The sequence below is a fragment of the Nonomuraea sp. SBT364 genome, assembly GCF_001083785.1.
GTDB lineage: Bacteria > Actinomycetota > Actinomycetes > Streptosporangiales > Streptosporangiaceae > Nonomuraea.
In genome coordinates this window covers 1-14,338 of sequence record NZ_LAVL01000094.1, presented here as the reverse complement: position 1 = coordinate 14,338, position 14,338 = coordinate 1, and the positions used below count along the sequence as shown (strand labels likewise).

Below are 14,338 nucleotides of genomic sequence, written 5' to 3'. Positions count from 1 at the left end.
TGGGACGTCTTTTCGGAGGCGTCAGCGGGCGGCGGGGACCGGCCTGGGGACGCGCGGGATGCCCCACATGCGGTTGTCCTCGCGCAGCGTGCGCAGGCGCTCCACCTCGGCGGTCCAGGCGGCCCCGGCGGGCGTGGCCTTGGCCTTGCGGCGGGCGATGCGGTCGTCGTAGGCCTTCACGCCGAACGTGGCCCGCTGCCCCGACTCGGCGGCCCGCAGCGCCTCGGTCAGCGCCTCGTCGAAGGCGGTCCCGGCGGCCAGCAGCTCGATCTCGTCGGCGTCGGCGGCCCGCAGCTCGCGCAGCGTGCTCTCGGCCTCACGGGCCTTGTCGAGCAGCGCGGGGTAGCCCTTGGAGATCTCCACATCCGCGTGGAAGCGGACCTCGGCCTCGCGGCTGACCCGCGGACGGAAAAACGCCATCGAACTCTGCCCTTCAACACTGTCGGCTCTTACCGGCGACAAGCGTACGCCGTCCCGCGCCACGCCCAGTAACCGGACGTCCCCCTCCCGGGGCCCTTTACATAGTAAGATGATCTCCATGCCCGCGAAGCGACCACCCATCCCCCTCTCGCGCGAGCGGATCATCGAGGCCGCGCTGCACATCGCCGACACCCAGGGCCTGCGCAGGCTCACCATGCGCCGGCTCGGTGACGCCCTGGAGGTCGAGGCGATGGCCATCTACCACCACCTGCCCCGGGGCAAGGAGGCGCTGATGGACGCGCTGGCCGAGCACGTCACCGCCGTCCAGGTGGAGCCGGCCGGCACCTGGCAGGAGACGGCCAGGGCGTGGTGCCGGGCCGGCCGCGAGGTCCTGCGCGAGCATCCGGGCGTCCTGGCCCTGGCGCTCACCAAGCCGCCCAAGGGCGGCACCGCCGTGGCCATCGGCGAGCAGATCGAGCAGCTCTCCGAGGCGGGCCTGCCCGACGCGGCCGACGCCGTGCGGTCGCTGCGGGCGTTCGTGTTCGGCAGCGTGGCGGTCGAGGTCCAGCAGTCGGGCTGGGCCGACCCCGAGGCGGACGAGTGGATCCGGCGCGGCGAGCGCGCCGACGCCGACTTCGAACGCGGTCTCGACGCGTTGCTCCGAGGCTTGCAAACGTAGTGTGCGTGTCGAGCTTGGACCGTTATCCTGCATAAGGCACGCTGTGTCGAAGGTCACACGCCGAAGAGCATCCTCCTCTAACAGTCCTAACGGACTATGTCGGAACATGTGACATACGTCGCACACTTGCTGGAAACGAATACCCGAGCCGCTCCCGCCCCCACCGGGAGCGCACCCACGAGATATCGGAGGCACGCCGATGTGCCCGCACGACCCGGCCTGTCCGTCTGCCGAGGCGCCCGACCGCGAGGCCGCACGCACTCTGGCCTGCCACCCCGAGCAGGGGTGGAGCCTCCTCTGCAACGGCGTAGTCCTGTTCGAGGACACCGGGGAGCTTCTTCCTGGCGGCACCGCCATCGCCCCGCACCGTCCGGACCCTCTGGTCGGCGCGGCCTGACCGCACGCTCCTCATGCGGCCACCGGCCCCGTCCGGGCCGGGGCCCCGGCTACTTCCAGTAGAGCTTCAGCCATTCGGCCACCACCTCACCCACGCGGGCGGGGTCCTTCTTCAGGTCATGGCCCTCCCCCGGCAGCACCACCAGCCGCGCCGCGTCCGCCGCCTCCGGCACCCCGAACGGATCCCGGTCCCCGTTCACCACCAGCACGTCGACCCCGGCGCCCCGCAGCTCCTCCGCCCTGGAACGTTCCGGCTTGCCCGGCGGGTGCAGCGGGAACGCCAGCGCCACCACCGCCGCCGCCCCCACCGCCGTCGCGGTCCGGCAGGCCACCCGGGCCCCGTTGCTCCGCCCGCCCTGCACCAGCGGCAGCTCCGGCCAGCGCGCCCGCACCCGCGCCAGCACCGTCAGCCACGCCTCGTCCTGGCGCGCGGGCGTGCCCGGCGCCCGCGCGCCCGCCACCCGGAAGGCCTGCGTCACCCTGGCCACGTGCGCCCTCGCCGCCAGCGCCGCGTCCCGTACGGCCAGCAGATCCGGCGCGTCCACACTCCCGGCGGACCCGTGCGTCAGCACGAGCAGCAGCCTGGCCCGTTCGGCCTCGTCGATCTCGACGCGCGCGGGGCCCCGCGCAGTCATGATCTCCATGGCAGCACCGTACCTGGGGATGAGGTCAACATGGCTCTCAGGTCTGATGACGGCGCGCCGCCGAACGGGCATGATGGCCACCATGCGAGAGACGAGTCCCATGCGCGAGGACCTTCAGGCGACGCTCGACGCCCGCCGCGACCTCGGCCCTGAATACGAAGCCGCGCTGGTCGACTCGCTGGTCGAGCGGATCGACGCGACGATCGCCGCCCGCGTCCAGGCCGAGCTCCAGCAGCACGGCGGCAAGCCGCGCAAGGAATACAAGCATCACAAGCCCAACGGCGCCGCCATCATCCCCGTCGCGCTGGGCTCGATGGGTCTCGGCATCCCGCTGACGGCGATCGCGTCGGGCAGCGCCGGCCTGGCGGGCCTGCTGATCGCCTGGGTCGCCATCGTCGTCATCAACGTAGCGGCCGCCGCCGCCATCATCCGCCGCCCATAACCGCCCCGCCGCATCCGGCCTGCGGGGTTCGTCGAGCCCGGGGCGTCAGCGGTCGTAGCGCAGGCGTACTTCGCTGGCGAGCGTCTCGTCCTCGTGGTCCAGGCCGTACGCCCACACGTGGTCGGCGTCGTCGGCGCGGCCGCGCAGCGGCAGGGTGCGGGCCAGCAGCTCGATGGCCAGCGCGCTCGTCTGGGCCTCGCCGCCGTCCTCCACGGCGCCCGCGAACTCGGCGCAGGCCAGCTCCAGATGCGCGATGCCGAGCTGGACCCGCAGCCGGGCGGCGTCGTCACCGGAGGCGTCGCGCAGGGCCTCCAGCAGCAGGTCGGCCGCCTCTCCCGGCTCGCCGCGCTCGATGAGCAGGTCGGCGAGCTGCTGCACGGCGTGCACCCGCACCTCGGCCCCGTCACCGGCCCCCGGCACGCTCGCGGCGGCGCCGTCGTCGTGCCCGCCGCCGGCCCCTCCTGCGGTGTCGAGGGCGGCGCGGAAGGCGGACTCGGCCTCGTCGAGGTCGCCGGACTCCAGCGCGAGCCGGGCGAGCGCCAGGTGGGCCAGCGGCACGTAGGCGGGCGTGCCGACGCCGAGGACGGCCTGCCAGGCGCCCCTGGCCTGACCGAGGCGGCCCTCACGCTCGAAGCCCTGCGCCAGGTGGCAGGCCGCCTGGGCGGCGAACTCGGGATGCCCGGTGGCGAGCGCGGCACGGGCGGCGGCGCGGGCGCCGGCGGCGTCGCCGGCCTGGTCGAGGACGACGGCGAGCCCCACGGCGGCCTGCGCCGCGTCGGGCCCGCCGGTGGCGGCGAGGTCGGCGAGAATGGCCGCCGCACCGTCGAGGTCGCCGTGCTCGGCCAGCCGGCGGGCGGTGTCGAGGGGCGGGGTCTGCAGCTCTGAGGACGTCAAGAGAGCTCCTTCGGCGGCGATCGCACCGAGCTTAACCACTTCTGACGATCATGTCTGCTCACTTGACCGAGCCGGCCTGGAATGCGGAAGGCCCCGCCCGGCGCGGGCGGGGCCTTCCTAGGGCGCTCAGTCCTCGTACGCCTCCAGCGGCGGGCAGGAGCACACCAGGTTGCGGTCGCCGTACGCCTGGTCGATGCGGCGCACCGGCACCCAGTACTTGCCGTCGCGCAGCGAGGACACCGGGTAGGCGGCCTCGGTCCGGGTGTACGGGTGCGGCCACTCGTCGGCGGTGACCGCCCCGGCGGTGTGCGGGGCGTTGCGCAGCGGGTTGTCGGCCTTGTCGTAGCCGCCGGACGCCACCTTGGCGATCTCGCCGCGGATGGCGATCATGGCGTCGGCGAACCGGTCGAGCTCGTTCAGGTCCTCGCTCTCGGTCGGCTCGATCATGAGCGTGCCCGCGACGGGGAACGACATGGTCGGCGCGTGGAAGCCGTAGTCGATGAGGCGCTTGGCCACGTCGTCGACGGTGACGCCGGTCTCCTTGGTGATCTGCCGCAGGTCCACGATGCACTCGTGGGCCACCAGCCCGCCGCGCCCGGTGTAGAGGACGGGGTAGTGCGGGGCCAGCCGCCGGGCCAGGTAGTTGGCCGACAGGATGGCCTGCTCGGTGGCCGCGGTCAGGCCGTCGGCGCCCATCATCCTGATGTACGCCCACGAGATCGGCAGGATGCCCGCCGAGCCGTACGGGGCGGCCGACACCGGGCCGACGGCGGCGCCGTCGCGCAGCGGGTGACCGGGCAGATAGGCGGCCAGGTGGCCGCGGACCGCGACGGGCCCGACGCCGGGGCCGCCGCCGCCGTGCGGGATGCAGAACGTCTTGTGCAGGTTGAGGTGGGACACGTCGGCGCCGAACTCGCCCGGCTTGGCCAGCCCGACGAGCGCGTTGAGGTTGGCGCCGTCGACGTACACCTGGCCGCCGGCCTCGTGCACCTTGGCGCAGACCTCGGTGATGCTCTCCTCGTACACGCCGTGCGTGGACGGGTAGGTGACCATGATGGCGGCCAGCCGGTCGCGGTGCTTGCCGATCTTGGCGTCGAGGTCGGCCAGGTCGATGTTGCCGTCGTCGTCGCAGGCCACGACCACGACCCGCATGCCGGCCATGACGGCGCTGGCGGCGTTGGTGCCGTGCGCCGAGGACGGGATGAGGCAGACGTCGCGCCCGGTGTCACCGGCCGCCCGGTGGTAGGCGCGGATGGCCAGCAGCCCGGCGAACTCGCCCTGGGAGCCGGCGTTCGGCTGGATGGAGACCGCGTCGTAGCCGGTCACCTCGGCCAGCCAGCCCTCCAGCGTCTCGATCAGCTCCCGGTAGCCGGCGGCCTGGGCCTCGGGCGCGTACGGGTGGATCGCGGCGAACTCGGGCCAGGTGATGGGCTCCATCTCGGTGGTCGCGTTCAGCTTCATCGTGCAGGAGCCGAGCGGGATCATGGAGCGGTCGAGCGCGATGTCCTTGTCCTGCAGCTTGCGCAGGTAGCGCAGCATCGCGGTCTCGGAGTGGTGCTCGTGGAAGACCGGGTGGGTCAGGTAGTCCGATTCGCGCAGCAGCGCGGCCGGCAGCGCGTCGGCGGCGGTGCCGGTGTCGGTGGCGGTGGGCTCGACGCCGAACGCCTCCCAGACCTTGGCCAGCTCAGCGGGGCCGGTCTTCTCGTCGCAGGCGATCGAGACGTGGTCGTCGCCGGCCCGCCACAGGTTGACGCCGAGCCCGGCGGCGGCGGCGACGACCTCGGCGGCGCGGCCGGGCACGCGCGCGAGCACGGTGTCGAAGAACTCGCCGTGCACGACCTCGACGCCGCCCCGGCGCAGCCCTTCGGCCAGGGTGGCGGCGTGCCGGTGCACGCGGCCGGCGATGCGGCGCAGCCCTTCGGGCCCGTGGTAGACCGCGTACATGCCGGCGATCACCGCGAGCAGCACCTGGGCGGTGCAGATGTTGCTGGTGGCCTTCTCGCGGCGGATGTGCTGCTCGCGGGTCTGCAGGGCCAGCCGGTAGGCGGGGGCGCCGTCGGCGTCGACCGACACCCCGACGAGGCGGCCGGGCATCTGCCGCTGCAGCCCGTCACGTACGGACATGTAGGCCGCGTGCGGGCCGCCGAACCCGAACGGCACGCCGAACCGCTGCGAGGAGCCGATGGCGATGTCGGCGCCGAGCTCGCCCGGGGCGGCCAGCAGCGTGAGCGCGAGCAGGTCGGCGGCGGCCACGACGAGCGCGCCGGCCTGGTGCGCCCGCGCGGCCACGGCGCGGAAGTCGCGCAGCCGGCCGGAGGCGCCCGGGTACTGCACGAGCACGCCGAAGCACTCCGGCAGCTCGCCCTCCAGGTCGCTCTCCACGAGCGTGATGCCGAGCGGCTCGGCCCGGGTGGCGAGCACCGCCTTCGTCTGCGGAAGCGCGTCGGCGTCGACGACGAACACGTCGCTCCTGGCCTTGCCCCCGCGCCGGGCCAGCGTCATGGCCTCGGCCGCGGCGGTGGCCTCGTCCAGCAGGGACGCGCCGGCGACGGGCAGGCCCGTGAGGTCGGAGACCACGGTCTGGAAGTTGAGCAGCGCCTCCAGGCGGCCCTGCGAGATCTCCGGCTGGTAGGGGGTGTAAGCGGTGTACCAGCCCGGGTTCTCCAGCAGGTTGCGGCGGATGACGGCCGGGGTGACGGTGTCGTGGTAGCCGAGGCCGATCATCGAGGTGAGCACCTGGTTGCGGCCGGCGAGGGCGCGCAGCTCGGCGATCGCCTCGGTCTCGCTCGCGGCGGCGGGCAGCTTGAGCCGGTCCTTGGCCCTGATGGCCTCCGGGACGGCCACGGCCACCAGGTCCGCCACCGACTCGAAGCCGACGGTCTCGAGCATGCGCTGCTGCTCGGCCGCGGACGGGCCGATGTGCCGGGCCGAGAACGGCGGTGCTGACAGATCGGTCATGGAGATGCCTCCCGAGGCTATGGAGACCGGCGCTGGGCGCGGGCGAATGCCGGATCTCCCCCTCTGTCACCGCGCGCTAGTCATCGCGACCTGAGAGCTTCACCCCGCGGGGCTTGCACCGTCGGTGAAGTACGCCTGGCGGGCGCACCTGCTTTCCAGAGTTGCCTCACCCGAGCGGTACGGGATGCCTGAGAGATTCCGGGGAGGGTTGCTCCTTCGGCGCCCCGGGCCAGCCGGGGTCTCTCCCGCACGGGGTCGACAGCATGTCCTAGATTACTATGCCCTGTCCGGCGATCCACCGCAGGCAGCGGGGTCCGCACTCTGGGAGACAGACGCCCCGGGCTCCCGCGGGCCGGGCGCACACGAACGGCGGGCCGCGATCAGCGGTCCGCCGTGATCCGCGGGGTCACCCGGTGCGCCGGGCGCGGCGCCGCCGGGCCAGTTCGTCAGCGGGGTGTTCGGCCGGGACGGTGTCCGCGACCGCCGCGCGTTCCCCCGGCAGCTCCGCGAGGGATCCCTCGACCTCGCGCCAGACCCGGCCGAGCGCGATGCCGAACACGCCCTGGCCGCCCTGGAGCAGGTCTATCACCTCGTCGGCCGAGGTGCACTCGTAGACGCTGACGCCGTCGCTCATCAGCGTGATCTGCGCGAGGTCGGCGACCCCGCGATCACGCAGATGCTGCACGGCTGTGCGGATCTGCTGGAGGGAGACCCCGGTGTCGAGGAGCCGCTTGACGACCTTGAGCACCAGGATGTCGCGGAAGCTGTAGAGCCGCTGCGATCCCGAGCCCTGGGCGGCTCTTATCGTGGGCTCCACCAGACCGGTGCGCGCCCAGTAGTCCAGCTGCCTGTAGGTGATGCCGGCCGCCGCGCAGGCCGTCGGCCCGCGGTATCCGATGTCGTCGGGAAGCGTCGTGGGCTGCTCGTCGAAGAGCAGGCCCTGCTCCCCGGCACGCTGCCGCGCGCTCTCGCGCCGTACCGGATCTTCCTGGCCGGCCGTCTTTCCCTCGCCGCTGCTGACCGCCACGCGGACCTCCGGCTTTCTCTCATCCCGTGGCCTGATCTGGGGGTTCGTAAAAGGCGACCACGGGTTTCACTTGCACCGTAGGACCGTGACCATGCGCAGTCAACGATCCGGCTCGGCGCGTCGTGAAGCGTAAATGCACTGAAATACCTACCCCGCCCTGCCGAAGTCCTCGGGAGAGATCGTGTCAAGGAACTCCCTGAACTTCTCCACCTCGTCCTCCTGGTCGTCCGGGATGATCACTCCGGCCTCCTGGACGACCTCCTCGCTGGCGAAGATGCGCGCGCCGGTGCGCAGCGCGAGCGCGATCGAGTCGGACGGCCGGGCGCTCACCTCCACGCCGTTGGAGAACACCAGGTCGGCGAAGAAGATGCCGTCACGCAGCGCGACGATGTTGACGGCGCGCAGGCCCACGCCGAGCGCGCTCAGCACGTCCCTGAACAGGTCGTGGGTGAGTGGCCGCGGAGGAGGCTCCTCCGCCTGGGCCAGCGCGATGGCCGTCGCTTCCGTCATGCCGATCCAGATCGGCAGGAACCGCTCCCCGTGTGCCTCCTTGAGCAAGACGATCGGTTGATTAGTAGGCATTTCTACGCGAACGCCCACGACCTCCATCTGCAACACGGGCTGCTCCATATTCGACTGGCCGGTGGCCCGGCACAGGTCATCGCTGGTCCGCTTCTGCAATTCAACGTAACACCCGGGGAGCCCTGAATGTCCCGCGGGCCGCTCATCGCCCGAGAACGCTCCGTACGCCCGTACGGAGCAGGGCGGCGTGCAGATCGAGCAGGAGCGCGGACAGCTCCCTGGCCGTCTCGTCGGCCTCCCCGATCGCGCCGGGCGCCCGGCGTTTGAGTATCGGCGCCACGGTCTGCTCCACCAGCCCCGCCTCGCGCTCGGCCGCCGCCCTGACCGCCCGCAGGTGGCGGGCGTGCAGGCCGAACCGGGCCAGCGCGCCGACGCTGCGCGCCACCTTCAGCGCGTCTTCGTCGTAGCGCCTGGCCTTGGGCGCGAGCAGGCCGTAGTCCTCCAGCTCGGTGAGCGTCTCCTCGTCGAGCCCGGCGGCCTCCAGCAGCTCGGCGCGGCTGAGCCTGACCTCCTGCTTGTCCTGCAGGGCGCGCGGGCGGCCGAAGCTCTCCGCCATCTTGTCCTTGATCACCCGCAGCGGCAGGTAGTGGTCGCGCTGCTCGGTGAGGATGTAGCGCAGCTGCTCGACGTGCAGGTGGGTGAACTTGCGGAAGCCGGACGGGGTGCGCTCGGGCTCGATGAGCCCCTCGCCCTCCAGGAAACGGATCTTGGAGACGGTGACGTCGGGGAACTCGCCCTGAAGCAGGGCGAGCACCTCCCCGATGCTCATGTGCGAGCGTGCCGCCTGCGAACTCATGTGCCGGCGGGTGTCCGCATCAGGAACAGGAGCCGGAACTTGCCGATCTGCACCTCGTCGCCCGAGTGGAGCGGAACCTCCTCGATGCGCTCGCGGTTGACGTAGGTGCCGTTGAGGCTGCCCACGTCACGCACCGAGAACTGGCCGCCGCGGTGGCGGTAGAACTCGACGTGCCGGCGCGAGACCGTGATGTCGTCGAGGAAGATGTCGCTCTCCGGATGGCGCCCGGTCGTGGTGAGCTCCTTGTCGAGCTTGAAGCGGCTGCCCTGGTTGGGCCCCCTGGTCACGGTCAGCAACGCCGCGCCGGGCGGGAGCTGTTCGACCAGCGCCCGCTCGGCCAGCAGCATGTCACCGGTCTCTGCCTCGTACGCCTCGATTCCCGCCACGGAGATCGTCGATGTGGTATCCCCTGAGACCTCGGGTCTGGTCAACGGTGACCCACAGCGGGAACAGAAACGGGCATCCTCGGGGTTGGCGTGCCCGCACTGCGTGCAGTAGACGCTCGGCATCGATCGGCTCGGCCTCCTACCGCGAAGACGCGGCAACGGTGCTCGGGGCGCGCCTCGCTTCGCTCTCAAGTTTGCGAATGCCGCAACTTACGCTGATCAGCGGCAAAGGTCAAGGCGGGGCGCTGGACGACAGGCTGGACGCTGACAAAGTTACCGCCGCCCCCGCCTGAAGGTCCATGCCGCCGCGCCTTTCCAACATTACGATCTTGCCTGCCATCCCGACAAATCGCCGGGTTCAGGTGGTCGCCCGCTCGACCACGCGCGCCCATCGTTCCAGCAGGAGCTGCGCGGTGTCGACATCGGCCGCCTCGGCCCACAGGTGGGTGACGGGCTCGGTGGCGGCGGGCAGGATGAGCACCCAGCTCCCGTCCTCCCCCGCCACCCGCACGCCGTCGGTGGTGTCGACGTGGCCGCCCGGCGCCGCCTCGGCGGCCTCGATGACCGAGCGCATGACGGCGCCCTTGACCGCCCACTGCGTCGGGATCGCCCGCCTGAGCAGCTTGACCTCGGGGATCCTGGCGTCGATCTGGCTGAGCGAGAGCCGGGTGCGGGCGACCAGGCCGAGCAGGCGCATGAACGCCGCCAGGCCGTCCAGCGCCGGGCTGAACTCGGGCACCACGAAGCCGCCCCGGCCGTCGGCCGCGAAGATCATGCCGGGTCCGGCGGCGGCCGAGGTGAGGGCGTCCACGGCGGTGGTGGTCCACTCCACCTCGACGCCGTGGAAGCGGCACACCTGCTCGGCGACGCGGGTGGTGGTGACGGGCAGCGCCACCCGGCCGCCGCGCCGCTCGGCGGCGACCAGGTCGAGCACCACGAGCAGGGCGCGTTCCTCGCCGATGAGCTGGCCCATCTCGTCCACCAGCGCGACGCGCTCCCCCACCGGGTCGAACCGCACCCCGAAGGCGGCCCTGGAGGAGCTGACGAGCTCCGACAGGCGTTGCAGGTCGCGGCGGCGCTCGGCGAGCGTCTCGGTGGGCGACAGGTCGTCCAGGGCGGCGTTGACCGTGAGCACCTCGATGCCGGTCCGGCCGAGCAGCCGGGGCAGCACCAGCGAGGAGGTGCCGCCCGCGCAGTCCACGACCACCTTCATGTCGCGTACGCCCGTCATGTCCACCCGGCGCAGCAGTTCGTGGGTGTAGTCCTCCATGGCCCTGGCCGGATAGGTCAGCTCGGCGATCTCGCCGGGGAAGGCGCGGCGGAACTCCTGGCGGGAGAAGACCCGTTCCAGCTTGCGCTGCGCGGCCGGGGGCAGGTCGGCGCCGCGGTCGTCCATGATGACGATGTCGACGCTCTGCGGGTCGCCCGCCGTCGTGCGGATCGCGATGCCGCCGGCGGCCGTGCCCCGGGTGGCGTGGAAGCGGGCCACGGGCAGCGGCGCGGCCTCCAGGTCCAGCACGTTGATGGCGCTGGCGGTGAGCGCGCCGATCACGGCCCGCTTCAGCGCCCTGGCGGCCAGCGAGGAGTCGCGCGAGGTGACGACGTTCGCGCCCTTGCGCAGCGTCGTGGCGTACGCGCTGGCCAGCCGGACGCACAGCTCGGGGGTGATCTCCACGTTGACCAGGCCGCTGACGCCCCGGGGCCCGAACAGGCTGCGCTGGCCGCGCGACTCCCAGATCACGCTGGTGTTGACGACCGCGCCCGCCTCGATGGTCTTGAACGGGTAGACCCGGACCCCGCTGGAGACGTACGCCTCGGCCTCGATGACGCACTCGTCGCCGACGACCGCGTTCTCCTCGATCCGGGCGCCGCTCATCACATCCGTGCTCTTGCCGATCACGCAGCCGCGCAGGTGCGTGCCGGGGCCGAGGTAGACGTTGTCGTGCACGATCGCCCGGTGCAGGAACGCGCCCTCGCGCACCACCGCGTTGTTGCCCAGGACGGTGTACTCGCGTAACTCCGCGCCCGCCTCGACCTTGGCGTACTCGCCGACGAACAGCGGGCCCTTGAGCACGGCGTCGGGCTCGACGGAGGCGGAGGCGGCCACCCAGACGCCGGGCGAGACCTCGAACCCGCCGATGTCCAGCCTGACCTTGCCGGACAGGGCGTCGGCGTGGGCCTTGAGATAGCTCTCATGGGTGCCGACGTCCTCCCAGTAGCCGCCGGCCACGTAGCCGTAGATGGGGGCGCCGCGCTCCAGGAGGCGGGGGAAGACGTCGGAGGACCAGTCGACGGGCTCGCCGGCGGCCACGTGGGCGAGCACCTCGGGCTCCATGACGTAGACGCCGGTGTTGACGGTGTCGGAGAAGACCTGGCCCCACGTGGGCTTCTCCAGGAAGCGCTGCACCCTGCCGAGTTCGTCGACGATGATGATGCCGAATTCGAGGGGGTTCGGGACGCGCTTCAGGCCGATGGTGACAAGTGCCGAATTTTCGCGATGGAAGCGGACCATGTCGGATAAGTCGATATCCGTCAGGGCATCGCCGGAGATGACCAGGAACCGGTCGTCATGTAAGCGCGTCGCGGCGTTCTTCACGCTGCCGGCCGTGCCGAGCGGGACGTCCTCGGTGGCGTACTGCAGGCTCATGCCGAGCTCGTCGCCGTCGCCGAAGTAGTTGCGCACAAGGGCGGCCAGGAACTGGACGGTCACCACGGTCTCGGTGACGCCGTGCCGCTTGAGCAGCCGCAGGACGTGCTCCATGATCGGGCGGTTGACCACGGGAAGCAGGGGTTTGGGCTGGTTGGCCGTCATCGGACGCAACCGGGTGCCCTCACCGCCCGCCATGACGACCGCCTTCACCCGATCACTCCTTCGTGGTCGCGGTTACGAGCCGGCGTACCTGTATCACATACAACGCGCCCGCCCACCAGTACAGGCCCGTTCCCCAGAGCGCGAACGCCCACCCGGCAATGCGGGCTATATCGGCATACCACCCAGTGTGGGAGGCAAGGAAGAGCAGAGGGAAGGCGTACATCAGGTTGAACATGGCGGCCTTGCCCAGAAAATGCACCTGGAGTGCCTTGTATCCATGTTTGCGAAGTACGGGGATGAAACACGCGACGAAGAGTTCGCGCGCCAGGATGACGGCGGCCAGCCACCACGGGATGACCTCCCGCACCAGCAGCGCCAGGATCGTGGCGAACACGTAGAGCTTGTCCGCCGCCGGGTCGATGATCCGGCCCAGGTTGCTGGTCTGGTTGAACGCCCGGGCGATCTTCCCGTCGAGCCAGTCGGTGAACCCGGCCACCGCGAGCACCGCGATGGCCCACCCGTCCGCCCTCGGCCCCAGAACCAGCCAGAGGAACACGGGCACGCCGAGGAGGCGCAGGAAGCTCAGCAGGTTCGGAACCGTCCAGATTCGGTCCTCGGCGGAAGTTTCACTCACGTCCCAGACCCTACTGCGTCAAACTTCCTGCCCAGCGGCGCCCATTGCGCCGTTATGACGGCGTCAGGTCTTCAGGAACGCGTGTGTACGTCCCACCGTCTCGAAACCGAGCCGGGCGTAGAAGTCCTTGGGCCAGTCGGCGGCGTCGGCCAGCAGGAAGACCAGCTCGCTGCCGGCCGTCTCGGCGAGCAGCGAGCGCATGAGCGCGCGGGCGTGGCCGTTGCCCCGGTGCCGGGTGGGGGTGACCACGCTCTCGATCTGCGCGACGCCCCCGTGCGCGTACAGGTCGGCGTGGGCGGCGAGGGTCCCGTCCGGTGCGCGGACCCCCCGGAAGCCCACCCGGTCGGCGCCACGCAGCCGGGTCTCGATCCGCCGGGCCAGCGAGTCGACCACCTCCTCGGAGGCGTCCGGCAGCGTCTCGCGCCACCCCTCCCGCAGCACCGGCAGCAGCTCCGCCACCTCCAGACGCCCGGCCGCGGGCGGCTCGGCCGGCGGGGTGCCGCGGAAGACCATCACGAGGTTCACCTCGTGCTCGTAGCCGGCCGCCGCGAACGCGGGCGCGAAGGCCGCGCCCAGGGTGTCGTCGTCCACGTTGACCTGGCGGTGCGCCCGCCCGTCCAGCGCCCGCTCGGCCGCCTCCAGCACGGCCCCGGGGTCGTCGCCGTCCCACACGACGAGCTTGTTGTCGTCGTACGAGCCCGGGTAGCGGTCGTCGAGCACCGCGAACCCGCCGGGCACCTCCAGCACCCGGGGCGCGCGCCGGCGCGTGAACTCCCGCACGAACTCCAGTGCCCGCCGCAGCTCCGCGGCCGTCTCACCCATGATCAGCGTCCCTGCCCCTTCCTGATCCGGCTCCCCGCCGGACGTTCGCCACGCACAGCCGCGCCCCTCGGGACCGTGCCTTCCTGGTGAGCAGGAGACTCAGACGGCATCACGGGCGGCATCACGGGCGGCTCGGAGGAAGTCGGTGATGAGGGCGGAGTCCTTCACGCCCGGGGCGGTCTCCACGCCGCTGGAGACGTCCAGCCCCCACGGGCGGGCCGCGGTGACGGCCTCGGCGACGTTGGCGGGGGCGAGGCCGCCCGCGAGGAGCCAGCGGCCCGTGGGGCGGCCCCGCACGGCGGCCCAGTCCCAGGGCTCGCCGGAGCCGGGGCGTGGCGCGTCGACGATGAGCAGGCTCTCGTCGAAGGCGCCGCAGCTCAGGTCGGCGGTGGCGTCGACGGCGCGCACGAGCGTCAGGCCGAGATCCTTGAGCGCGGTGAAGTCGCCGTGCGGGTGGCGGCCGTGGAGCTGGATGCCGCGCACCCCGGCGGCGAGGGCGGCGGCCCGCACGGTCGCGGGGTCCTCGCCGCGGAACACGCCGACGGTCAGCACGTGCGCCGGAACCAGGGCGGCCAGCTCGGCGGCGCGCCCGGGCGTGACCCGGCGCGGGCTGCGGGTGAGCACGAAGCCGATCGCGTCGGCGCCCGCCTCGACGGCGGTGGCCACGTGCTCGGGCTCGCTGAGACCGCAGATCTTCACATACACACCACAAACCCTATCGGGAGGGCGGGGCCCCACACCGCAAACCCATCGAAGCCACACAGCCACGGACGCGGGGCGGGCGCACCGCCGGAGCGGACGCGGGCGCACCGCGTCCGTGGCTGTGTGGCTTCGATGGGTTTGCGG

Annotated in this window: 15 protein-coding genes and 1 riboswitch; of the genes, 3 read left to right on the top strand and 12 right to left on the bottom strand. The window is 72.0% G+C overall.

All coding sequences use genetic code 11. The features are described from left to right. Positions 1–21 precede the first annotated feature (21 nt). Complete coding sequence (locus ADY59_RS31295) at positions 22–420, bottom strand: hypothetical protein (protein ID WP_049569638.1); 399 nt, start codon at positions 418–420, stop codon at positions 22–24. Between the two features lie 118 nt (positions 421–538). On the opposite strand from ADY59_RS31295, the gene ADY59_RS31290 reads away from it, so the two are divergent. After that, the gene (locus ADY59_RS31290; RefSeq protein WP_053175305.1) at positions 539–1,099 is read left to right on the top strand and encodes a TetR/AcrR family transcriptional regulator C-terminal domain-containing protein; all 561 of its coding nucleotides are present in this window, start codon (positions 539–541) and stop codon (positions 1,097–1,099) included. Between the two features lie 199 nt (positions 1,100–1,298). Continuing rightward, on the top strand, positions 1,299–1,496 hold the full coding sequence (locus tag ADY59_RS52835; protein WP_049569633.1) for a DUF5999 family protein: 198 nt from the start codon (positions 1,299–1,301) through the stop codon (positions 1,494–1,496). Between the two features lie 49 nt (positions 1,497–1,545). Here ADY59_RS52835 and ADY59_RS31280 read toward each other — a convergent pair whose 3' ends face one another. After that, entirely contained in the window at positions 1,546–2,139 is a 594-nt protein-coding gene (locus ADY59_RS31280) for an alpha/beta hydrolase family protein (RefSeq protein WP_049569630.1), read from the bottom strand. An 82-nt stretch (positions 2,140–2,221) separates the two neighbouring features. Between ADY59_RS31280 and ADY59_RS31275 the strand changes: the two genes are divergently transcribed. Next, entirely contained in the window at positions 2,222–2,581 is a 360-nt protein-coding gene (locus tag ADY59_RS31275) for a hypothetical protein (protein WP_156325849.1), read from the top strand. Between the two features lie 45 nt (positions 2,582–2,626). On the opposite strand, the gene ADY59_RS31270 is transcribed toward ADY59_RS31275, so the two are convergent. From ADY59_RS31270 to ADY59_RS31225, 10 genes are all read right to left on the bottom strand, one after another. After that, a complete protein-coding gene (locus ADY59_RS31270; protein WP_049569624.1) occupies positions 2,627–3,475 on the bottom strand; it encodes a tetratricopeptide repeat protein in 849 nt (282 codons plus the stop codon). Between the two features lie 126 nt (positions 3,476–3,601). After that, positions 3,602–6,433 carry an aminomethyl-transferring glycine dehydrogenase gene (gcvP, locus tag ADY59_RS31265; protein WP_197093946.1) on the bottom strand — a complete coding sequence of 944 codons (2,832 nt, stop codon included), beginning with the start codon at positions 6,431–6,433 and terminating at the stop codon, positions 3,602–3,604. A gap of 165 nt (positions 6,434–6,598) precedes the next feature. After that, positions 6,599–6,691: riboswitch (glycine riboswitch) on the bottom strand. A gap of 148 nt (positions 6,692–6,839) precedes the next feature. Next, complete coding sequence (locus ADY59_RS31260; RefSeq protein ID WP_049569618.1) at positions 6,840–7,460, bottom strand: MerR family transcriptional regulator; 621 nt, start codon at positions 7,458–7,460, stop codon at positions 6,840–6,842. 147 nt (positions 7,461–7,607) lie between these two features. Then, complete coding sequence (locus tag ADY59_RS31255) at positions 7,608–8,078, bottom strand: bifunctional nuclease family protein (RefSeq protein ID WP_082310546.1); 471 nt, start codon at positions 8,076–8,078, stop codon at positions 7,608–7,610. Between the two features lie 106 nt (positions 8,079–8,184). Beyond that, positions 8,185–8,811, bottom strand: a complete 627-nt coding sequence (gene ftsR / locus ADY59_RS31250; RefSeq protein ID WP_063780839.1) for a transcriptional regulator FtsR — start codon at positions 8,809–8,811, stop codon at positions 8,185–8,187. A gap of 23 nt (positions 8,812–8,834) precedes the next feature. Then, positions 8,835–9,347, bottom strand: a complete 513-nt coding sequence (locus ADY59_RS31245; protein ID WP_049569613.1) for an FHA domain-containing protein — start codon at positions 9,345–9,347, stop codon at positions 8,835–8,837. A gap of 235 nt (positions 9,348–9,582) precedes the next feature. Further along, entirely contained in the window at positions 9,583–12,084 is a 2,502-nt protein-coding gene (locus ADY59_RS31240) for a mannose-1-phosphate guanyltransferase (RefSeq protein ID WP_049569609.1), read from the bottom strand. 4 nt (positions 12,085–12,088) lie between these two features. After that, the gene (locus ADY59_RS31235) at positions 12,089–12,670 is read right to left on the bottom strand and encodes a CDP-alcohol phosphatidyltransferase family protein (protein ID WP_049569606.1); all 582 of its coding nucleotides are present in this window, start codon (positions 12,668–12,670) and stop codon (positions 12,089–12,091) included. Between the two features lie 63 nt (positions 12,671–12,733). Beyond that, the gene (locus ADY59_RS31230; RefSeq protein ID WP_049569603.1) at positions 12,734–13,492 is read right to left on the bottom strand and encodes a GNAT family N-acetyltransferase; all 759 of its coding nucleotides are present in this window, start codon (positions 13,490–13,492) and stop codon (positions 12,734–12,736) included. Positions 13,493–13,591: 99 nt separating this feature from the next. Further along, the gene (locus ADY59_RS31225; protein ID WP_049569599.1) at positions 13,592–14,197 is read right to left on the bottom strand and encodes a phosphoribosylanthranilate isomerase; all 606 of its coding nucleotides are present in this window, start codon (positions 14,195–14,197) and stop codon (positions 13,592–13,594) included. Between the last annotated feature and the right edge of the window lie 141 nt (positions 14,198–14,338).